Below are 22,782 nucleotides of genomic sequence, written 5' to 3'. Positions count from 1 at the left end.
TTTTTTTCTGTAAAGGCAGAGCCTCTATATATCCGTTACCGGGCAGAGCCTGGTAACGAGCAAACCCACTCCTATAAGCAGCGGGTTTCACCAACAACTTTTAATTCACATCGACAATATCTATAAACCCGCCCTTGATAGGCGACTTTCTCGAAACAGGCGTCTATTATAGCATTCCGGTTTCCGACGATCGCACTTTCACGCTCGAACATAACGCCTGTGAGTGCAGCAAAGAGTTAGAGAAGATCGTATAGTCGATCGCTCTTGACGGTTGTGTATTACATATATGGTAGGAAAGCTCGATCGACACTAGCAAACAATATTTAGAAAAAACCTATGCAGCCCATCCGACAAGGCGACGTAATTCTCACCCCCGTACAGCAAATTGAAGGAGAAAAAAAACCTCACCTAACTCTTGCCGAAGGTGAAGTCACCGGACATTCTCACCAGATTATTGAAGGACAAGCTGAACTTTACGAAAAAGACGGCACCCTGTACTTGCGGGTGCTTTCTCCGACAGCTTTATTGAGTCACGAAGAACACCGTGCGATCGCAATTCCCGAAGGTAATTGGATGGTGCGAATTCAGCGCGAATACGAGCCGCAAGGCTGGCGGTATGTCGCAGACTAAAGTTAAAAAACAAACGCCATAACAAGCAGCTTTGATTCCAGTGTATCGGGAAAAGTGGAAAGCGCGATCGCGCTTTCCACAGGCTCAATAAATTGCTCGCAAGCTGCCGAAACAATTAAATCGGCTGATTGTGCGATCGGCAAAACAGCACCGGAAATCATTTTTGTCGATCGTATTTGTCAACAACTAGCAGCCACTGAATTAGAGATTTGACAGGAATATACCATGTTAAAAATCGATTTTTAGGACGATTTAGACGCAGGCGAGCGCCCTGTAACAGTTTTTTTGTTAAAAATGACCTCTCCGAGCACCGGGTTCATTCATGCGTTGCGATGGCCGCCAAAAGTGCGATCCTCTTGGGAGCATCTCAGTTTTGCAGCCAAGCTAGAAATTGGAGTTTTGAGGCCCGAGGCTGCGGGGCAGGAGGCAGAAGGAAAGAGGCAGAAGGAAAGAGGCAGAAGGAAGGAGCCAAAAGAAGTATTTTTACAAATATGAGATGCTCCCGATCCTCTTCGAGGGCTTCGCTAACGGCTCAAGAGGCAATTCGCTGGGTAAATTGGGATATTGACCCAGAGGAGTTTTCCCTGCAAACCTGAGTAATACCAATTTAAAAAAGTCTTGCTACAATCATCAGTCTGATACCAATTGTTAAAAGTCACAGATCCCCTCGCCGGACTTAGGATCGGCCGTTTCCCTACCCGAGCATCTGTACTTCACTCCACTGAAAACCGCTATATTGACAAAAACATTAATTCATCCAACACGAATCAACTTCCCGGAGTGTGCCAGTTCAAAGGGTGGAATGCACACACCCTCGATCGCGCAAAAACTGTTAATAACATGAAGAAGAAGCCCACCCTCGATCGAAGGTGGGCTCAGTTCATGCCAGCTTACCGACAGCTAGGCAATCGGGTCTCTTCGCTGGTAGACGTAAAACATCGGAAAAAGATCCGAACGTCCGAAAAAACTTATCGCCCACCATTAAGCTTCAGTTTACCCAACCGGATCGGGAAAATTGCGCCCGCAGCGATGTTCCCCTGAAATCGGGCAACACTGGGGCTTCAACTTTTCAAGAGAATTCTGCAACAAAGCAAGTCTTGGGCCGGCAGGATGCCTAAAACCTACTTCCCACAAGAATTAAAATTGTTCGAGAAGTCTCATAATTCTCCTCTTTAACTTTGATTTGCCAACCGATTAAGGATCGTCAATTAAATAATTTCCCTTTTTTTTTGTGGGATGGGCTCTCGTAGCCCGTCTATCGGGGACGGGCGGGACGCCCATCCCACAACAGTCATAAAAAGTGGATTTTATTTAATTCTCATCCCTAAGCATCGTGATCGTGTGCAAAACGACGGAACAGGAAATCTAGGGCGTAGTTCCGCAAATTGTAGTATTCCGGATCTTCCATCATTTGAACCCGATCGCGCGGACGCGGAAAAGGAATCTCCAAAACTTCGCCAATTGTCGCCGACGGGCCGTTAGTCATCATCACCAGTCGATCGGCCAAAAACAGCGCTTCGTCAATATCGTGAGTAATCATCAACACCGTACAGCGGTGATCGTTCCAGATTTTCAGCAACTCTTCTTGCAATTCCTCCTTAGTAATTGCGTCCAGAGCACCAAAAGGTTCGTCTAAAATCAGCACTTTCGGGCGAATTGCCAAAGCGCGGGCGATCGAAACCCGCTGCTTCATCCCCCCCGAAATTTGCGGCGGTCTTTTCTGGGCAGCTTCTGTCAATCCCACCATCGCCAAATGCTCATTGACGATCGCATTTTTTTCGACCTTCGACTTATTCGGAAATACAGAGTTAACCGCCAAATAAACATTTTCAAACACCGTTCGCCAAGGCAGCAAAGCGTAACCCTGAAACACCACCATGCGATCGGGGCCCGGCTTCGTAATCCGCTGCCCGTTAATCGTCACGGTGCCCTGGCTGGGATGGCTAAAACCCGACACCATATTTAACAGTGTTGATTTGCCGCAGCCCGAGTGTCCGATCAGAGTAATAAACTCTCCCTCAGCTACATTCAGATTGACGTTTTCTAAAGCCCTGTAACCGTTTGGATATTCTTTGTAAACATTCTCCATCACCAAAAAAGGTTGGCGGCGGCCTTTTCCCCGCTGGATTTCAGTTTTGGTGTTCCCCTGGTTTTTAGTGGTATTGAGCATGGGTTTAGGAAATTGTGAGTGGGTGATTTGCGAAGGAAGAAGGAAGTTCGGCAACGAGCAATGTACGGGATTTAACGGATGTAACGGAGGTCATGAAGAGGGAATTGCTCACTAGCAATTAGCACTTAAAAACTAACAACTAACAATTAGCAATTACCCTGTTTTTATCGAACTAAAAACCGCTCTAAGCAGCTCTGCGGCCAGAATCGAGTACAACTTCAGCCATCGTGAAATCGCGTTTAATCGCCAGATTGTTGAGATAGCCGATCGGATCGTCAGCATTAAACACCGAGCCGTCAAACAAGCTGAGAGAACCGCGAGTGTAATTAATATCAGCCATCCCCAGCTCTCGCGCCGCCGTGCTGAACGCACCGACTCGCACCACCCGTTCCAGAATTTCCACCCAGTTGCGCGGGAACACAGTATCGCCCCAGCGCGCCATCTGCACCATGTGCCAGAGTTGTTCGGTGCGGCTCGGGCGATTCACCCCCTCTCCAGAAAACAAGTGGTGGGCGTATTCCCGCATCGGAGTATCGAGGTTGCAAGCAACAGATTTCGGGTCGCCTAGTTGGATGTAACTCTTGTCGGTGGCGACGTACTCCCTTCCCGCGACAATTTCCGAAACCTCTTGGGCGTGATTTGGATCGGCGCAATAGTGGCAAGCTTCCAGCAAAGCTTTGACCAGAGCAATGTGAGTGTTGGGATAAGCATTTGCCCAGTCTTCCCGAACTCCGAGAATTTTCGCGGGGTGTCCGGGCCACAGTTCCAAATCTGTCGCCACCGTAAAGCCGACTCCTTCCATTGAGGCCCGCAAATTCCAAGGTTCGCCGACGCAGAAACCGTCAATAGTGCCACCCTGCAAGTCAACAATCATCTGAGCCGGTGGGATATTTTTCAGCAACACATCGCGATCCGGGTCAATGCCGCCGGAAGCCAGCCAGTAACGCAGCAACAGGTTGTGCATCGAAGAAGGGTGGACGATGCCCATGCGGTGCGTTTGCGCGGGCGTTCTCTGGAGCATTTTTTTAAAGTCTGCCAGAGTGTAGATCCCTTGGTCGTAAAAGCGCCTCGCGAGGGTAATTCCGTTGCCATTGCGGCTCATGGTGAGGGCTGTAACTGTCGGAATCGGCTTCTCTTGGTGGCCCCCCAAGCTCAACCACATCGCCATCCCAGAGGGCATTTGAGCTGCGTCTAAGTAACCTGCGGCGATGCCGTCTACGATGCCGCGCCAGCTTGTTTCCCGCACGAGGTGGACTTCATCGAGACCGTGCTTGGCAAAAAAGCCTTTTTCTTTGGCGACAGCGAGGGGAGCGCAGGCTGCCAGCGGAATAAAGCCGAGTTCGAGGTTGACTTTTTCCAGCCCGTGGCGGGCGATCGCGGGTACTTTCCGTGCCCGCAGTTTTTTAACGCGCTTCTGCTGGTTGAGGAAGTAAATCATTTCGCTACGTAGAGCGTAGTAGCTGGGGTGTGAGACTACTTCCATCCGTTTGCGGGGGCGGGGGATGTCTACTTCGAGAATGCCGCCAATCTTCGATTCTGGGCCGTTGGTGAGCATGACGATGCGATCGCTCAGCAACACGGCCTCATCCACGTCGTGCGTTACCATCAGGGCGCTGATTTCGTACTCTTGGCAAATTTCCATCAACTTTTCTTGCAAGTTGCCGCGAGTCAAAGCATCCAAAGCGCCGAAGGGTTCGTCTAAGAGTAACAGTTTAGGGCGCAGGGCCAGAGCACGGGCGATCGCCACGCGCTGTTTTTGTCCGCCCGACAGCAGTGCGGGTTGCTTCTCGGCGTGGGGCGTCAAGCCCACCATATCGATGTGTTTTTGGATGATTTCGAGGCGTTCGGCCTTGGGTAAGCCGCTCATCACCGAATCTACAGCTAGAGTAATGTTTTCTCTGACCGTCCGCCAAGGTAGCAGGGAATAGTTTTGGAATACTACCATGCGATCGGGGCCTGGCTGGGTGATTCTTTGCCCGTCAATTGTCACCAATCCGGATGTCGGCAAATCCAAACCTGCCACCATATTGAGCAGCGTAGATTTGCCGCAGCCCGAGTGTCCAATCAATGAGATAAATTCGCCTTTTTTAATTTCCAGATCTATGCCTTTGAGGGCTATGTATGTGCCACCGTCTGACAAATTAAAAACTTTTTCAACTTGTTCTACTGCAATCAAAACAGACATGATTTTCTTGCCTTTTTTGTAGGTGTGTTATTTTACTGTTGACTGTTGACTGTTAACTGTTCGCTGTTCGCTGTTGATATAACAGCTAATAGTTAATACATGACTGGATACAACAACCTGTTTTTTCAACCAGCCAAAAGACTTCTTTTAATCCATTAACAAGAGTTTTAAAAAAAGGTTTTTCAGCCTGGGAGTTCGTAATTGCTGTAACAGTCAACAGTCAACAGTCAACAGTCAACAGTCAACATATCTAATTAGCTACTTTCCTTGAGGGGGAGCAATCTTTTGCTGCAACCAAGCCATCAGCCGATCGAGCAACAAACCAACAGCCCCAATGTAGAACACCGCTAACAGAATTTCGCTGATGTAGTTTTGCTGGTAAGCATTCCAAATAAAGAAGCCGATACCCGTAATCCCAGACATCACGATTTCCGCAGCAATAATCGCCAGCCAAGCCAAACCGATCGCAATTCTCAATCCTGTGAAGATATAAGGAAGCGCCGACGGAAACAAAATATTCATGTAATATTCCTGACGAGAAAGTTGCAGCACTTTCGCCACGTTGTTGTAATCGTCGGGAATTTGGCGAACACCTTCAGCCGTGTTGATTAAAATCGGCCAAACTGAAGTGATAAAAATCACGAACAAAGCAGCAGGTTCGTTTTGTTGCAGTGCAGCCAGGGCGATCGGCACCCAAGCCAAAGGCGCCACCATCCGCAAAAACTGGAAAATCGGATCTAAAGCCTTGTTCAAGAAGGGATTCGTACCTACCACAACTCCCATGCTGATTCCCACAGCGGCCGCGAGAGTGTAGCCTTTTGCCACCCGTTCCAAACTAGCCAAAGTCTGCCAAAATAAGCCGACTCCGTAGGTTTTGGAGTTCATAAAAGGATACATCAACAGTATCCGCGTCCGTTCGTCAGTCCAAACGCTGAGGGGTCCGGGCAATTTGATAATTCCCAAACTCGACAGGAACTGCCAAACCAACAGAAATCCAATTACTCCCAAAATTGGCGGCAAGATATTCGGGGAATTTTTCTTCCAAAATTCGCCAAACGATCCTTGGACATCGACTCCGCCTCTCCGATTTGTGCTGACAGCCATCTTGATAATCTCCTATGTTTCTGCTGTTTTTTTCGAGACTAAATTATGCGAACCTAAGACCCCATCACACTTTTTTAATTGCCAAACTCTTGAGGTAAGCTTCTGGCTGAGCCGGATTAAATTCTGTGCCGTCAAAGAACTTCTCAACGCCGCGAGACGTACTTTTCGGAATGTCAGCATCAGCAACTCCGGCTAATTTTGCTGCGGCTTTCCACAAATCTTCTCGGTTGACTTTATCGATGACTGTCTTAGCATCTGCCAAGGTTGTTGTTGGCAGGAAACCCCAGCGAACGCTTTCGGTTAAGAACCACAAATCGTGACTCTTGTAGGGATAGGAAACGTTGCCGATGTCGTCTTTCCAGTACAGCGGACTGCTTTTGAAGTCGTTGATGTCTGGTTTGCCGTCGCCCATGACATACTTGCCTTCATAGGGAGGCGTCAAAACCGTCGGAGATACGTCAAAGAAGTTTCTTCCAGAAACAATGGCGACTAATTCGGCGCGATGTTCGGGCTTGTCGCACCACTGCTGTGCCTCAATTAGTCCTGCGAGTAAGGCTTCGGTGGCTTTCGGGTGTTTGTCTACCCAGTCGCTGCGAATTGCTAGATATTCCTCTGGATGTGCTTTCCAGATTTCGGAGGTGAGGGCGGACATGAAGCCGATGTTTTCTTTGACAATCCGCAGCGGCCAGGGGTCGCCGGTGCTGAAACCGTCCATGCTGCCGGTTTTCATGTTGGCCACGGTTTGGGCGGCCGGTACTGTTAGCAGTTCGACATCTGTATCGGGATTGATGCCGTTAGCTGCCAGCCAGTACCGAATCCACAAGTCTTGGTTGACTTTGGGGAAGGTGTAGGCTGCTTTGAAGGGAGTACCTGCTTGTTTGAGGCCTTTGATGTAGTCTTGGGCTGCTCGATCTAGTTTAAGTCCGATGCCTTTACCTTGGTGTTTGGCTGCGATCGCAATTCCATTTCCCTGAGTGTTCAACTGGGCTAGAACATACATCGGGATTTGGACGCTGTTTTTGGTAATCAGGCCTTTACTAATTAGATAAGGCATCGGCATTTGCCACTGGCCGCCGTCAATGCCGCCGCCGGCAGATCCGATTTCTACGTTATCTCTTGCCGAACCCCAGTTTGCTTGCTTGGCAATCGTGACTTCGGTCATGCCGTATTTGGCAAAAAAGCCTTTTTCTTGGGCAATGATTAAAGGTGCTGCTTCGACGATCGGGATATATCCCAATGTGATTTTAGTGCTTTCAATTCCTTCGACTCTTTTCTCGTTGGCAACAGCCACTACTGAGGTAGCCGCGGGTATTGCGCCGTCAGCACCGGCAGTTGCACCGGGTTCTGGGGGATTTCCCAAACAGCCTTTGAGCAGTATTGAACCCAGGGCAGATGCACCTGCTGTGAGGATAAATTTACGCCGAGAAAGCGCCGAAAATTCATCTGAAAATCTTGTCATAGCCTAGCCTCGCTGCAATTCATAATCTTCTGTAACAACATTCACTGAAGTTTATCAAGGCGCTTTTTTTCTGTTCGCTAATCGGGTTGAGCGAACTGTTTTGAGCGCAGGTTGGCAGGAGGGAGCTAAAGATTTATTGCTAGCATAAGTCTTTAAACTACCCTGCTGATTTGACTTATTTGATTAATATCGATATTTCGATCGGCCGAGTTGTGTGAACTCACTTTTTGCGAGCCGCACGTTTCCTTGGCTTGATAATTAACTCTACCGTACTCTTGCGTAAATTATAAAACAATTATTAAATTTGATTGATAAGTAAATCTTTTAGGATGACGCTATCGATAACGAACCGTTGTGAAGGGCGATCGGGTTGGCTTATCAAAACTGGTTCAAACCAAGACTTGCAGGGTAAGGGTTGTAGCGAATGGCGATCGGGGAACCTTCAAATCTATTGTCAATAAGGATCGTCAATTAAATAATTTCCCTTTTTTCTTGTGGGATGGGCGTCCCGCCCGTCTATCGGGGACCGGCGGGACGCCCATCCCACAACACTCATGAAAAGTGGATTTTATTTAACTCTCATCCCTAAGCGGCAAACATCTGAGCCACCGTACATTTACTTTGTTAATATCTGTCTACTTGTTTTAAGGTAGCGGTTCATTGTAATGTACCAGACAGAAACAATTATTTTCTTACGACATTACCGTTGCTTGAATTTCTAACCATTCTGCTTTACTTTCAATTAAACCGCTCTGGTTGGGAGGATTGCGTTCCATATAAATACTTACTAACTCCTCAAGAAAAGTATCGTAAATTTCTGGAGGTATTCTAGTACTCAAAGAAAACCAAACTTTTTCAACTTGTTGCTTTATTTCTGTTTTGCTATTATTATTTTTTAACGGATAGGAATAAATTTCTACGCTATTTGTACTAAATCCCACAGCTTTTAACATTTCTCTATATTCTGCAGTAGAATAAAACTGATAACTAAGATTATTTAATTCTTTCCATTTATTATCCAGGAGTAATTCTTGCAACACAAAATGAAAAGACTTGTTAGAGCCTTCACCTAAAAACGATAGTAAAATTTTCCCTGAAGGCTTGAGCGCTTCTTTAAACCTTGTCAGCACGGGGATATGATTGTGGATATAATGAAGAGCTCCACAAGAAACAATCACGTCAAATGAATTTTCAAATTCAAGGCTTCTCACATCGCCTACTTGAAATTCTAAATTCGGGTGATTTTGGCGATCGAACTTATTTTTAGCAAACTCTATAACTTCCGGAAAAATATCACTACCAATAACATAACCTTGGGGCAATAATTTTGAAATTTCTGCCGTTATTCTCCCGTCTCCACATCCTACGTCTAGAATTTTTTCGTCACCTCGCAATTGGAGTTGTGATATTAAATCCATCATGCGAACATGAAAGGGAAAAGGGTTATTGTAGTAAGAGTCTATAGTAGATGAATACATAGCTAAAAAATATTAATTGCCGATTAATCATTAACTTTCAACGATTTAAATTAAATCATACCTACTGCATTAATGCACAGAGTTTTAACATTTCGTCATAAAGGTGAGTTAACACACCTCCCAGTGGGCACATAGGTATTGCCGGGATACGGATATGGTTGGCGAATTCCCAACAGTCAAATGATCATCTTTTCTTTTTTTTAGCAGCTTTAGAAGCAGCCGCTACCGAGGGAGTAGCCGGGGCAACAGTCGCATCCCTATTTGAAAATAGTCCGGAGTATTCTAATATCAGACGCTTCAATATTTCTCATCTTGATAAAAAGACTGGATTTTGCAATCGTACCTGCAGAATGTGGATTGGACAGCATCACCGTTTTGAATTCCTCAAAATCGATACTGCCTGACAAGTCAAAGTCCACCTCTTTGAGCGTGTCCCCCAGCTCAGTGTCGCTGGGGTAAACTCCCACCTCTTTGAGCTGCCCCAGTTCCTCTAGTGAGATAGTGAGACGGCACCCTGCCGTCTTCATCAAACGCTTTGAAAGCTTTCCACAGATTCTCCACTTCTTGTTCACTGAATGTCGCTTTTTGCAACTTTACACGTTTCAGAGAGCTCCTCCCTGATTATATATTATTTCAAAAGAGCGATTTTTTAGAATAATACAGAAGGAGAAATCCCATAAATGAATCTGTAAAATTGGCGCGCAACTGCAGCATCCCGACGATCGCAAATATACCGAGTGCAACGGAAATTTGGGGTATACAAACCCTCGTCCCATAGGCGGGTTGAGTCTGCGTACATGGGAATTCCATTCACTCTTTTTACTGCATTCGGATACGCGATCGGCTGCCGCGATCGCCCATCTACTTGTAGATCAATCTTCCTTCGATATGGCTGTTAAGATTTTGATGATGGCTAAAGAATTCTTCAAGGACATCGTGGAAGGATGTTGAAACTACCTTTGCGTTGTCTAGTTTTGTCAATTCTTCAATTGTTATGCCTAGACTCTGTAGAGAATTTTTGTAATGAAATTCCTCTACACAGATAGTGTATTTAGTATCGGCTTGTACCGGCTGTCCATTAATGCTCAAAGATTCAAGCTGACTTTGGGAATCACTGTAAACTGCCTGAATACCTTTGCTGACCTGAAAACAACAACTATCCTCAGACATTCTGTTTTCCAGTCTCATAATATATGCGAATATCTGAGTGAGCTGTACGCCTGTAACTTTAAGTTTATAAAGTACACCGTCGTAAGGAAGAACTATTTTAAGGTCGCTCAATGTAACTAGAGGGCCTAATTGTGTGCCGCGGATTGAAGCACTTCCTATCATAACCACGTCAAAGTTATCGAGTTGGGCAACAATATCAGCAATTAAGTTACCCAAATCAGTTTCTTCTTCACGCTTAGGATGGGTCAGTTGACGTGCTAATCGTCCAATTAGTCGATTATATTTGCGATCGACCTGTTCTTGGAAAGTCGCAATCAGCTTTTCGATTTCTGGATCTGGCACGGCGAGATTATTATCTACAGGCAGGAGTTGCCACTTCCATTCAACAATGCTGTTAGTATCGTCATCTACTACTATATCGAAACGTCCAATTTGGTCTGTGCCTACTCCTGCTTGTGCGATCAGAATGTCGTTAACTTGGGCTGGTTGTTCTAGGATTGTATGGGAGTGTCCGCCAATGATCATATCGACACCCCATTCTGGATTTAGCAACGCCGCTAGTTTTTTATCCTCTTCAAAACCGATGTGTGTCATGAGGACTGTCAGGTCAATGTCCTGGTTTTTGTAGGCGTTGCAAATTTTACCAACTTCTAAAGCAGCATCTTCAAGACTTACAAATGTACCAATACTGGTATCCAGTTTCAATGATTTGAGAACTTCTTCCGTGACAATCCCGATGAACATAATATCAAATCCATCTACATTGAGGATGATATATGGATTCATCAACCGTTTGTTGTACTTTTTGATATACAAGTTGGCATTCACGATCGGAAAATTTGCCATTTTTTCCAAGAAGAGTAAGTGAGGCAACCCATAATCCAATTCGTGATTCCCCAGAGTTACTACATCTGGAGCGAGGTAATTCATAATCTCTATGGTGGAAAGACCTCTATATTCCTTATCAATCAGAGATCCCTGAACCATGTCACCTGAAATCACAAACAGTACGTTTTTCTCTTCCTGGCGTACCTGATTGATATAGCCCGAAAGCAGCGATACTCCACCAATCAGATGACCCTCTTCACCCCCAGCCTCTGCCAGAAAGTCTCCGTGCATATCATTGGAATGCAAAATCGTGAACTTTTTAAACCGTTCTGTCGTCGCCATGATTTTTTACCTTTGTGAAACTAACACGTTTAATTTTGCCTGTGCGGTTCAGATACCCGACTGCTTAGAGAAGCTGGGTATCTTGCCTTCACGAAAGAACGGGGGCTGTGAATAGCTGCTTCAAATTTTCCATGAAGCGGGTAAGAAATTTGCTCTCATTTACCTGTAACGCTATCTAGGCATTGGCTCCTGTTTTCGGTGCAGGACGATGATAGATCGATGTGTGTCCCAGTGCCTACTTTCCCTTTGTTTCAACCCGCGCTTTTGCCCTTTTCAACAATATCATCTCGGCTGTCAAATACTGCCTGAGCAGCTTCAACATTAAACCGAATATTGAATTCAGCATGGTGAGTCAAATTACCGGAACAGAAGAAAGTACCCCTGTAGCTGCGTTCAGCTCGTCGATGATGATTTCGTCCCAGTAGCGAGCTTCCTCAAAGTTATGCGTGGCTGCGGGTAAGGTATGGGATAGATTGGTCATCCCATCCGACCTCGGAAAGATTGCTCAGGTAAGGGATGATTGTATCAAACTCCGGGATTAGTATCAAGGCCGCGATCGGGAGCATCTCAATGAAAGCAGCCAAGCTAGAAATTGGAGTTTTGAGGCAGGAGTTTTGAGGCAGGAGGCAGGAGGAAAGAGGAAGAAGAAAGGAGCAAGAAGAAGTGTTTTTACAAATATGAGATGCTCCCCCGCGATCGCCCTTCAAGTCAGCAGCAACACTTCTAGGAGTTACGCCTTGACAGAATAACATAATAGTGCATTGATAAATATAGGTCGTCTACTTTCTAGGTATCGGACAATCAGAGAAATCACGCTTACCATCCACAGCGCAATGCAATCTAGACCTATACACCTTATTTTTACTGTCAGAGCCAAAGTTTGGAGGTTGTAGCAGGTTATCAGAAATATTGGGAGACGTTTCACATGATAGTGTGAATCGCTTTTTATTGAGAGAGCGATATGAACCGAAAGATTTATTCAAGATAATGCGTGAAAATTATTAACTTGGTAGGAGGAATACTAAGTGTAGACGATACTGTTATAGAAAAGATTTACAGCGACCCGAAAAATGCAGAGTTAATCAGTTATTTTTGGTCAGGAAAAGCCCATAAAACAATTATTGGGTTAAATTTAATCACTCTATATTACAGTGATATTAATGGTAATTCAGTGCCCATCAATTACAGAATATATGACAAAAAAGAGGGGAAAACAAAAAACGATTATTTTAGAGAGATGGTAAGTGAAATAATAAGCTGGGGAGTCAAGCCAAGAATAGTGACAGGAGACAGTTGGTATTCAGGAGTAGAAAACTTAAAATTTCTAAAAAACCAGAAAGTGGGTTTTCTATTCGGAATTGAAAAAAACAGAACTGTCTCAAACGAGCCACATAAGTATTGCCAAGTAAGGAATCTGGTAATTCCAGAGTCTGGATTGAGAACTCATCTGAAAGAATTTGGATTTGTCAAGTTGTAAAGGTGCGACTTTAAAAAAGAAGACTCGCTTACATTATATTTTGTATCTTCCAGATGAGGAAAAAATTAAGGATATAACTAGAAATGAATTTATGACAATTCATGATACCCATTGGGGAATTGAAACCTTTCATCGAGCCATAAAACAAGTCTGTGGAATTTGTCGGTTCATGGTTAGAGATACTCATGCAATCAAGACTCACATCTTTTGTTCACTTCAAGCTTTTGTTAGGCTGGAGTTTATGCGCGTTGAAAAAATAATTAGCAATTGGTATGAAGTACAACGGAATCTCTTTACTTTAGTTGTACGTGAGCATATTTTTGCTAATCTTAATAGTAATGGCACGATCTAGAACGCATAGATAATGTTGTTTGTCAATGCGTAAGTCCTAACTTCAATAAAACGATTCCAGCTCAGCGACTATCCTGCGGTGCGATCGCATTTTGTCAATCAGCCAGAGTCTTTTCTCAATTACTGAATTTGAGCGGATATTGAGAGCGAGCTTTTTCTAAATAGAGTTGCTGGAACCTGTTATATGAAATCCGGTAGCATCGGAATTAATATTACCCACAGTCAGGACACCGCGAGTGCAATGCCGTGGGGAGCATCTCAATGAAAGCAGTTAAGCTAGAAATTGGAGTTTTAAGGCTCTCTTGCTGCGGGGCAGGAGGAAAGAGGAAGAAGGAAGGAGCCAGAAGAAGGAAGGAGCCAGAAGAAGTGTTTTTACAAATATGAGATGCTCCCAATGCCGTGTCCCTACAATTAATCGCGGTAGGGACACGGCGCCGTGCCGTGTCCTCGGTATCATTCCGATGCTACTTTGGAGAAAATAGGTCATCGCTGCCCTCTTTACACAGGCAATAAAAATGACAGTTGATTTGGTTAAGTGTTGTTTTTTGAAAGTGTTATATTTGGGTGCGATCGCATATCTTCTTCTAGCTGATTTTGAATAGAGAGTTTCTCATGACGGTTAGTCCGTTGCGCTACATTAATGGCGTGTCTTCGCATCTCTATTACCTGAGCAATTTCACGCGATAAGGTAGGTTGTCGTTCGATCAGGGCATTGACTGCATCTGCATCGATCGCCATCACCTCCATATCCTCCACCGCCGTAATCGATACCGGACTTGGTTCCCGACTGAACAGCGCCATTACTCCAAAGAACTCGCCCCGCGACAGCTTGACAACCTCCAGTTCTTCACCTGCATCATTCAAGACGGTCATTACCGCCTCCCCCGCAATAATGATGTACATAGAGAAAACCCGGTTGCCTTGGCGGATAGCGGTTTCTCCTGTGCCAAAATGCTCTACTATTGTTCCCTTCGTCAGTTCATCTAAACTACTTTGCTCCTTAGTAATTGGGATCAAAGCAGGAATCGAGGAAAATCCTTTACTCAACTTGCTTGCGGTACTATCTGTCTTGCTAGCTGCAGACTCCACGGCACCTTTGTATTGGTAGTGATACAGTGTGAGATTGTTGCGCCGTGCTGCATACCAAATGCGTGTCATAAATTCGTTTTGCGCCGACCCAATCTGTAGATAATCTTTGACGAAGAATCCTACTTCATAGGTAATCACAAAGTCATCGTAAGATATCGTTTGAGCATCGGGCTCGGGTTCTGCCAAGATTCCCGGAATAGATAAGGCGGTATTGAAAAGGACTTGCCTCACTACATTGGGAGGATTGTCGTAGGAGAAGCCAACTTTAATGCTTCCAAAATAAATCCGATCGGGTGCGGTGTGATTACAAATCACTTCCTTTCCCAGTATCTGATGCGGAACGATAAATACTTGCCTATCTTCAGTCAGCAAGCGAACTGCCCGCCAGTTCATGTCAATCACCTGACCTTCAGCGTCCCCCACCTTGAGCCAATCCCCGATATTAAACGGACGCTCAAATAACAGCATAATTCCCGTCAAGATGCTGCCCAACGGGTCTTGCAGCGCTAAACCGAGAACGATCGAAGTAACACCCAATGCGGTGGCAAGCCCTGCCAAGTCAGCCCCCCAAACTTGCGACAGGACGATCGCCCCGCCGATGAGAATGGACACAACCCGGCAAAGGTCAACCAGTAGTTTGGGCATCCGTCCCCGCCAAGTGTCCGCTTCTGCCTGCTCGAACAACAATGCGTTAATCAGAGAAAGCGCCGCGTTGATCACACATATCCAAAACAGCGTTTGGATAACTTTAACCAGCGTTGCTTCTGGATCTAACTTGAAGACTTCTCGAACAAAAATCATTAACGCAAAAGATGGCAAGACGAGGTTTTTCACCGTCTGCAAGGTTGATGCCAGGGGATTTTTCTGCCGTTTTAATCGCTGAATCACCTCTCCCAAGAGAATCACGCTCAGTGGAAACCCAATGCCTAAAACGATTACCCAGATCAACCAAGGTTCTTGCAAGTTCAAGTTACCCATCTGAAAACATCTCCAACTACACACGGTTTACTCGATTCCTTCACTCTCGTTTTGTGGTTTGACGAGGGCTTCATCTCGCGATTTTGTTGCCCGATCGCCAGATGTGTTCAAAGTAGCGATCGCTCCCTCACCCGATCGATCTGGCACATTCGCCAAGACAGCACGGTTGCCCCCAACAGTTGTCGCATTTTGAGCCGCGTCATAATTATTTGATTGTTCCGAGCGATCGTCAGTGGCTAGGCGGTTGTATCGCAGTTCCCAAGCTATCAGCGGTTCCTTGTCGAGTGCCTCCAGGATCTCAACTTGCTCGAACTCGTAGAGGTCAGACAAGCGCTCCCGGACATATTCAGAAACCAAAATGCTTCCGGGCGGACAAGCTGCCTTTAGCCGGTGGGCAATGTTGACCGTCTCGCCCCAAACGTCATACACGTAACGGCTCTTGCCCACAATACCTGAAATCAAATCCCCCATATTGATCCCAATTCGCAGATCCAAGTTCAAACCGCGTTCGTAGTTGAAGCGACGCACGTGGGCCAGCATTTCCAATGCACAATCGATCGCCCGCTTGTCGCTATCTAGGCGAGAAACAGATAGTCCGCAGACTGCCATGTATCCATCGCCCATTGTTTTAATTTTCTCCAGACCGTGTTTGTCTGCCAAGTCATCGAAGGCATCGACCAACTCATCCAGCAGAAAAACTACCTCTTCAGCAGTTAACGATCCAAACAGCTTGCTAAATCGGTGCAGATCCGTAAACAAAATGCTGACACCGGAAAAGGGGTCAGCGATCACACCCTCTCCCTGTTTGATCCGCTTGGCAATCTTAGCAGGCAGCAGCAGGTCAATCAGACCTTGGTTCTCAGCGTTTTGCTGTTCGACCTGTCGGATGTGGCTTCGCAGCGCGTAAACCCTCTCGTTGAATGACCTCTCCAAATCGCCAAATTCATCCCGCGTTCCCGATTCCACCATCGAATTTCCGTCGCCAGACTCGATCTTTTTCGTGCTGGCGATCATGCGATCGATCGGCGAGACAAACAGCCTTGCCAACCACATCGCCACTAGGGTGACAATCACCACGATCGCAGCGGCCGCAACTGCTACCTCTCGTTGAAATGTGCCGATCGGAGCGAAGGCTTCACTGATATCTATTTCTGCGGCGATCGCCCATCGCAACCCATCGACTTCTACCGGTGCATAGGCACCCAGCACGTCGCTGCCCCGATAATCCTTGTTGCGCAGCAGCACGGATTTGCCAAACAATGCCTGCTTCACGCCGTCAACATTGGCAGGCAAAAACAGAATCGTCGTGTCAATGTCGCGGATTTTTTTGACGCTGGATTCAGGCAGCCCGCTCTCGGAGAGCGATTTGATAAAATTCTCTCGATCTTCTATCAAGAATCGCGATTTCGATCGCATCAGTTGATCTTGCCCCACCAGATAAGTTTCCCCGGTGTCGCCCAATCCATTCTCCTTCCATTTGCCGTAGCCATTCACAACGTCGCTGAGCCGATCTGCTGGAAGTTGGAACGCCAACACGCCAATCATCTGCGCTCCATCAAAAATGGGGGAGGCGATAAAAGCCGATGGCACATTGTAAGAATAGATGTAAGGTTGGAAATCAACGATTTTGACGAAAGCCGTGCTATTAGAGCTGCGAGCATCTTTAAATGCTTGGACAAAGTTACTATCAGCAACCGGCCCCGTAAGCAGGTTAGAGGCGAAGTCACCCTCGTTAGAAAGTAGGTAAACGACATTCCCACTCATATCAAGCAGGTAGATGTCGTAGTAACCGAAGCGTTCGGCGATGTTGGTGAACTTCGGGTTGTAGCGAACGTTAACGCGGGTGTAGGTACTGCCATCTTTCGGGTCATCTAGCTTGCTCTTCTCACCAATTGGATAGGGGTTATTGGCAAGGTAGTGATACTGGAGGTAACGGGCCGCAGGGCTTTTAGGAAAGAAGGTTTCGGGAACCGGCGGAGCCTCCATCGTCTTTTGGAGTTTTGGAACATACTCATTGCGGTAGAACTGAGCGATCTTGTCATCATACGCCTTGGGTACGTTCACCGTAGCGAGTTCATCAAAAGCTCGCTTGTAATCCTTCATCGCATTGATGAACATATCACCATCACTGAGCGTCTGGGTGTGCTGAACCAGAAATTTAAAATATCGCTCGACTTCCTCACCTCTGATACCCCGGAGACTCGTTAACTGGTTAAATACCCGCTGTTCGAGGAGCTGTTGCCCTGCTCGGGAGCAAATAAAGGTACTTGCCAACATCGAGCAAAGGCTGACTACCAGCAGCATGATGATGAGCTTGGTACGGACACTGAATCGATTGAGCTGATTGAGCGATCGCATAAAAATATTTGTGATACGGAGGTATCAGAGAGTGAAAATAAGTTGTATTCCAGTTGCTTTTTGGGCCTTGCAAGCGATGCCTAGTATACCTTCTTTTGGCTCCTAAAAGTAAATGGCAGTTAGGGCGATCGCTTAAAGTTAATATTGTTGCGATCGCTGTCTGAGCTTTCAACTATCGCATTTAATTTTTCGCCTAAATACGCCTGATACGTTTCTTAATTTCTCCACACGTTTCTTAATTTCTCCGATAAATTAAGAAACGTCTACCAATCCCAAAAATAGACGCTATGTATCCAGCTCCAGTAATATCATGTCCGGTAAATTAGTGATAATATCAACTCCGGTAGCATCGGAATTAATATTACCCACAGTCAGGACACGGCGCCGTGCCGATTGGTGTCAACTTAAGACTAAAACCCTCGATCGATCTCGCTTTTAGCCTAGTCTCGATCCCCCTAAATCCCCCTTAATAAGGGGGACTTGAAGACGTTTCCAGTCCCCCCCTTATTAAGGGGGGCTAGGGGGGATATGGTCCTAATCGTCAAACAACTGTCTGTGACTACGTTTGACGTTAAGTTGACACGAAGAAGGGCACGGCGCCGTGTCCCTACTACTTCATAAACCTGGAATACGCTGTACAAGTTGGGTTGCACTTAGGCTCAACCCAAATCTCTGGCTAGGTCATCTTTTCTCGATCGTTGAACCAAAGAGTCCGTCAGCATCGATCGCATTCATCTGATTGTAGGGCTTTCGGAAACCGAGCCTGCACCCGGATGCACAGAGGTTTCCGAAACAAGATAGGGAATGTTGCCATTACTATTATCTGGTTCTCCTACATCCATACTTTTGGGGATAGCAGCAAGTTGGATACCCTCTTTGTAGAACCGTTGCCGAATCATCCGGATCACGTCAGAATGGACTGTCCAAAAATCTTCTTTGTTCACCCACCCATCAGCCTTCAAACTGATGTAATAGTCCTCAATGCTCCACACTTGCGTGCTGGGGGCTGGAGCTGCTAAAACTTTGGGATGGGATTTGAGAATTTCTACGAGCAATTGCTCCACCTTCGCCAAGTCTTCCTCAAAGCCAATCCGCAACCAGTGTGTAAATTTGCGAGTTTCACTGTGACTCAGGTTTTCGATAGTGTCGCCCCAAACCGTGTTGTTGGGAACGTTAAACATCTGACCGTCAAGGCCTTTGATTTTCGTGTTAGCTAAGGTGATGGACTCTACCCATCCCCAAAGTTCGCCGAGTTTGATTTCATCACCGACATCGAAGGGCTTGTAAGCCATAATCATCAAGCCGCTGGCTATGTTACCCAGGTTGCTTTGCAGGGCGAACGCCAAAATGAAACTCAAACCCCCAACCAGGGCTAAAACTGGACCGAGGCTGACTTCCAGCGCTGTCAGAGCCACTAGAAACCCGATCACAACCCCGCCGCGCTTGACGAGCATCACGATAAATTGGCGCATGATTCTCGATGTGCCGCCGAATAGCTTCATCAGTCGGTAGAGGATCGCGCCGAGGATTTGAGAGACAATGATGGAGACAATCACAATCCCGACGAACTTCCCTGTATTGCCCACCCAGCGCATGCCACCTTCTTCAGCTTTTGCCCAAGCCAGAAGCCGCACGCCCAAACCTTGAGTATCTTTGGTATCTACGTCGATACTCATAACGGCTTGAGTGTACTGGCGGTAGGGCTTGGCATCGCCACCTTTTTTCTCCAGTTCTTCTAAGATGGCGTTAAAGCGATCTTCGATCGCCGTTAGCTGCGATTGGAGTTCGGTAACAGTCACTACGAGTTGGTTCTTTGCTTTGGACTCCGCATCGGTACTCTTTTGCAAATTTTCCGTCGTTGTTTTGAGTTCCTGTTGTTTTTGTTGGAGGTTCTGTTGGTTGTTGACGACTCCCGGTTCCCCAGCAACTTTCTCTTCCCCGTTGTTTTTAATTTCGGTGTTTTCAACGGCGGCTGTGGCCTTGTCTAGCTCTTGGGACGATTGTTCTGTTAAAGTACCCCCAATCTCTTTGAGCAGTTGTTTGAGGGCTTCGTCGGCTTTTTCTAGCTGCTGGGTGGCTTCCTGGTATTCCGGTGACTCGGGATCGGCACCTTTTTGAGCTTCTTGGGCCGACTCGAAGACTTTGATCGCTGCTTCTAGTTTTTCGATCGTTTTGGTCGCCTCGGAATAAGCTAGAGATCCAGCAACGGTCTTATCTCGATCGGCCTTTATTTTATCGATAGTTTGTTTGGCTGTTTCTAAGTCGCCGGTTTTTTGAGCTTTTTCCAGCGTCTTATTCGATGTCTCGTCTTGTTTTAATTCGGCTTTGGTTGTTTTCGATTTCTCAACTGCTGACTGAGCTTTTTTAAGGCTTTCTTTGGCTTCTTCTACCTTTTTCGTTCCTTCTAGATATTGCGGTGAACCAGGGGCAGCACCTTTTTGAGCTTGCTCGGCTGCTTCGAGGGCTTTTTTGGCTTTTTCTAGGGCATCAACGCCTTCTTGCTGTTGGCTGATGGCTTGATTCTGGCGCTTGATGGTAACTTCAGCTTCGCTGATTTCGTGGGCTTTTTTTTGGAGTACAAGCATCCACGCTGCTGCCTCGTCTCGGAGTTCTTCGAGAGTGAGCGGCTTCAGGAGGATTTTCAGTTCATCGACGGGAATATTAATATCTTTGGTAGTTGTTGCTGCTTTGGGGTCTGCTGGTTTCTCTGGTTCAACTTGTTCCACCTTTGGAGTGTTGGCATCTTTAGCTGGCTCTTGTTCTTGCTCCTGCGATCGCACCGGAGTCGTCCATACCACGGCAACACAAACGATTGCTGTCAGGATAATTGATCGAATTTTATAACGTGACATTTGCTGCATTCTCCCGATTTTGATATCTAACAAGTTCATTCCAGAACTAGGTTTTTAAATAGAAAAATGGAGGAACAGTGGATAAAAGTAATCTCTAAATTGCTCCTCTCTTGAACTTGGAAGTAACAGAAATTTTATAAATTCTGTTGCTTCCATTAATATCAACTATGGGCGATCCCCACTTATGCTCCAACAGGGGATACAGTAGCAGATACGACGTTCAGGTTAGCAACTAACCCATAGGTTGATACGTACTCTTCTAACTCTGCTAAATCGACAGTGCCATTTTTATCGCTGTCAAGAATGTTGAACAGATAATCAGTGACGTAGCTTCTGACTTCTTCAGAGCTGCGTTCACCTGTTGTCATATCTTCGATTAACCCTAACAACTCCGTAATTTCGGCTCGATCGAGCGTCTTACTTGCATCCGTATCCAATTGCAGGAACAGCTTTTTGATATCTTCTGTTGCCACTCTCGAAGAACGCAGTGTTTCTCTCAGTATGTCATTGCCAAATGAGTTCATAAACAGGATCTGCTCGGCGAGGGGTATGCAGAAAAAGCCCAGCGATGCCCAAAAAACTGCATACTTGACATCCGAAGTAGTTGCACTAACACCGATGAAAAGAGCGGCCCAAAGGAAAAAGTTTGGGTTCACAAGCAGGATATAAGCATCCCGAGCTTCTGCCTTACTTAGCTTGCCCTTTGTAAACACTGAGGTTAATGTAGCTGCTACGCGCATCAAGACAAATACCAAAGTTGCAATTGCCAATTGTTGCAGACAAGCTAGCGATCGATTCGGCTCGGTTGAAGAAAATAGATCCGAAATGAAGGTTGCCGGAGTAAACTGAAACCCGGTGGCCAAAGCCATGAATGCAACAGCAAGCACGCCGATAAATTTCCAGTTTTTACTGTGGTGGTTTGATTCTACAGGAGATTTGTCCCGCCAAAACTGGGCGATCGCTCCCGGTATTGCCAGACCTAGAATTAGAATGACACCGAAAAATATCAGGCTGTCAACGTTAATGGGTAAATTGGCAACCTTCAATGTAGCCAGAAGCGCCAGTGGAGCAACGATTGATAGCGTTCTTGACAACAGAGCCGACGGATAAAGATTGCCGCCCCAAAGCACCGATAAAACTGGGGAAGTCAGGGCTGGTGGAACCATCCAAAACAGCACCCACAAAACTTTGTACAAATCGGCTTCGCTCTGATACAAAAGTCCAGAAAATATTAAAAATAGGCCAACAGCCCATCGCACTGCCATCCACCCGTAAACTAAATACTTCACAGTTGAAGTTACTTTGCGTTTACTCGCGGCAAAGTCGATGTCCAGGTAGGTATAAAATGTTGAAGCGGCAAGACACGCAACAATTATCGATCGAAATAGCGCTGACGGAATCGCTCCTGCTGCGCCGCTGATTGCCCCTACCAAACTTCCCAGCAAAAAGGCGGCGGCATAGATCAAAATCGCCCACATAATTGAAAGATCGTTGATCTCTTTCCGCACCGAAGCGGCACCGCCCGATTCCTTGTCCCGAAACTTGACGAGATCCACACCGCTGAGAGCTTTACCGTTGGGGAGTTTCAGGTGTTTGTAAGCAGTTGGCGGTAAACCGCTTAAATAAAGTGCTAGAGGCTCCAACACATATTGGTGGCACACTACTAGAACTGTTTCACCGCGTTCTAAGTGCGGTACAACCTTGTCTTCGTAGAAACGGGCAGCGCGAGCGTAAACTTGGGCAATCTTTTCGCCAGCCGGGGGTGCTTCGTTATGTGAATGCAACATTTCCTCGAACCCTTCGTAGCCCAGGGCTAGACGCAGCAAATTTAGGTTGCGACCCGCAAAAATGCCAAAGGATTTCTCGCTAATTCGATGATCTATCTCAACGGGGGTATTTGGCGACTTTAGTGCTTGACTTTCAGCAAGGGCGATTTCACAGGTTTGGCGCGCGCGTCTCATGTGAGAGACATATACTGCGTCAAACTTTGTACCTTTTTTCTTCAAGTCAACACCTGCACGGCGTGCCTGCAACCTGCCAAATGATGTCAGGTCAACATCCAGAACTCCTGCAAAAATATTGCGTTCGTTACTGGTACTTTCACCGTGCCGAATAAAGTAGACACGTCCTAGCTGTTCTGCATTTAATTCTTTTGGTGAAGCGACAGAAGTAGCTCTGGTTACATCCTGGGATTTACCTGTAACTTCGATCGTCGATCCATTGTCGCTACTTTCTACTGGGTCATCTAAGTTTCTAGTGTTCATGGTTTACTTTCACTACGCCTCAAACATGATTTAGATTGTCTAACGTT

Annotated in this window: 16 protein-coding genes and 1 pseudogene; 5 read left to right on the top strand and 12 right to left on the bottom strand. The window is 46.2% G+C overall.

The features are described from left to right. Positions 1 to 336 precede the first annotated feature (336 nt). The 3 genes from QUA99_RS17895 to QUA99_RS17885 all read left to right on the top strand — a co-directional run bounded on the left by QUA99_RS17895 (position 337) and on the right by QUA99_RS17885 (position 1,226). Positions 337 to 630, top strand: a complete 294-nt coding sequence (locus QUA99_RS17895) for a hypothetical protein (RefSeq protein ID WP_333239336.1) — start codon at positions 337 to 339, stop codon at positions 628 to 630. A gap of 54 nt (positions 631 to 684) precedes the next feature. Further along, positions 685 to 843: a hypothetical protein gene (locus QUA99_RS17890; protein ID WP_333239334.1), complete on the top strand. Its 159-nt coding sequence runs from the start codon at positions 685 to 687 to the stop codon at positions 841 to 843. Positions 844 to 962: 119 nt separating this feature from the next. Continuing rightward, a complete protein-coding gene (locus tag QUA99_RS17885; RefSeq protein ID WP_333239332.1) occupies positions 963 to 1,226 on the top strand; it encodes a hypothetical protein in 264 nt (87 codons plus the stop codon). A 728-nt stretch (positions 1,227 to 1,954) separates the two neighbouring features. On the opposite strand, the gene QUA99_RS17880 is transcribed toward QUA99_RS17885, so the two are convergent. From QUA99_RS17880 to QUA99_RS17845, 8 genes are all read right to left on the bottom strand, one after another. Then, entirely contained in the window at positions 1,955 to 2,800 is an 846-nt protein-coding gene (locus QUA99_RS17880; RefSeq protein ID WP_333239330.1) for a nitrate ABC transporter ATP-binding protein, read from the bottom strand. Positions 2,801 to 2,984: 184 nt separating this feature from the next. Further along, complete coding sequence (locus tag QUA99_RS17875; protein WP_333239329.1) at positions 2,985 to 4,985, bottom strand: nitrate ABC transporter ATP-binding protein; 2,001 nt, start codon at positions 4,983 to 4,985, stop codon at positions 2,985 to 2,987. Between the two features lie 258 nt (positions 4,986 to 5,243). Then, positions 5,244 to 6,089 (bottom strand): nitrate ABC transporter permease, encoded by an 846-nt coding sequence (ntrB, locus tag QUA99_RS17870; protein ID WP_333239327.1) that lies wholly within the window; start codon positions 6,087 to 6,089, stop codon positions 5,244 to 5,246. Between the two features lie 64 nt (positions 6,090 to 6,153). Continuing rightward, entirely contained in the window at positions 6,154 to 7,548 is a 1,395-nt protein-coding gene (locus tag QUA99_RS17865) for a CmpA/NrtA family ABC transporter substrate-binding protein (protein ID WP_333239326.1), read from the bottom strand. Between the two features lie 692 nt (positions 7,549 to 8,240). Further along, positions 8,241 to 9,026 (bottom strand): methyltransferase domain-containing protein, encoded by a 786-nt coding sequence (locus QUA99_RS17860; RefSeq protein WP_333239324.1) that lies wholly within the window; start codon positions 9,024 to 9,026, stop codon positions 8,241 to 8,243. Between the two features lie 257 nt (positions 9,027 to 9,283). After that, positions 9,284 to 9,598 carry a hypothetical protein gene (locus tag QUA99_RS17855; protein ID WP_333239322.1) on the bottom strand — a complete coding sequence of 105 codons (315 nt, stop codon included), beginning with the start codon at positions 9,596 to 9,598 and terminating at the stop codon, positions 9,284 to 9,286. Between the two features lie 289 nt (positions 9,599 to 9,887). After that, complete coding sequence (locus QUA99_RS17850; protein WP_333239320.1) at positions 9,888 to 11,366, bottom strand: bifunctional UDP-sugar hydrolase/5'-nucleotidase; 1,479 nt, start codon at positions 11,364 to 11,366, stop codon at positions 9,888 to 9,890. 352 nt (positions 11,367 to 11,718) lie between these two features. Beyond that, a complete protein-coding gene (locus QUA99_RS17845; protein WP_333239318.1) occupies positions 11,719 to 11,847 on the bottom strand; it encodes a hypothetical protein in 129 nt (42 codons plus the stop codon). A gap of 311 nt (positions 11,848 to 12,158) precedes the next feature. Here QUA99_RS17845 and QUA99_RS17840 point away from each other — a divergent pair. After that, a pseudogene (locus QUA99_RS17840) lies at positions 12,159 to 13,195 on the top strand (IS701 family transposase). Positions 13,196 to 13,455: 260 nt separating this feature from the next. Beyond that, on the top strand, positions 13,456 to 13,578 hold the full coding sequence (locus QUA99_RS17835) for a hypothetical protein (protein WP_333239316.1): 123 nt from the start codon (positions 13,456 to 13,458) through the stop codon (positions 13,576 to 13,578). A 147-nt stretch (positions 13,579 to 13,725) separates the two neighbouring features. Here QUA99_RS17835 and QUA99_RS17830 read toward each other — a convergent pair whose 3' ends face one another. The 4 genes from QUA99_RS17830 to QUA99_RS17815 all read right to left on the bottom strand — a co-directional run bounded on the left by QUA99_RS17830 (position 13,726) and on the right by QUA99_RS17815 (position 22,735). Further along, positions 13,726 to 15,261 carry a mechanosensitive ion channel family protein gene (locus QUA99_RS17830; RefSeq protein WP_333239314.1) on the bottom strand — a complete coding sequence of 512 codons (1,536 nt, stop codon included), beginning with the start codon at positions 15,259 to 15,261 and terminating at the stop codon, positions 13,726 to 13,728. A gap of 27 nt (positions 15,262 to 15,288) precedes the next feature. Then, entirely contained in the window at positions 15,289 to 17,619 is a 2,331-nt protein-coding gene (locus tag QUA99_RS17825; RefSeq protein WP_333239312.1) for an adenylate/guanylate cyclase domain-containing protein, read from the bottom strand. Between the two features lie 731 nt (positions 17,620 to 18,350). Next, a complete protein-coding gene (locus QUA99_RS17820; protein WP_333239310.1) occupies positions 18,351 to 20,471 on the bottom strand; it encodes a mechanosensitive ion channel domain-containing protein in 2,121 nt (706 codons plus the stop codon). 182 nt (positions 20,472 to 20,653) lie between these two features. Beyond that, positions 20,654 to 22,735, bottom strand: a complete 2,082-nt coding sequence (locus QUA99_RS17815) for a histidine phosphatase family protein (protein WP_333239308.1) — start codon at positions 22,733 to 22,735, stop codon at positions 20,654 to 20,656. Positions 22,736 to 22,782 lie beyond the last annotated feature (47 nt).

Source organism: Microcoleus sp. F10-B2, from assembly GCF_036704965.1.
In the GTDB taxonomy this organism is placed as follows: domain Bacteria; phylum Cyanobacteriota; class Cyanobacteriia; order Cyanobacteriales; family Microcoleaceae; genus Microcoleus.
Note: the sequence above shows the minus strand (reverse complement) of the source record. Positions and strands in the feature narration are given on the sequence as shown.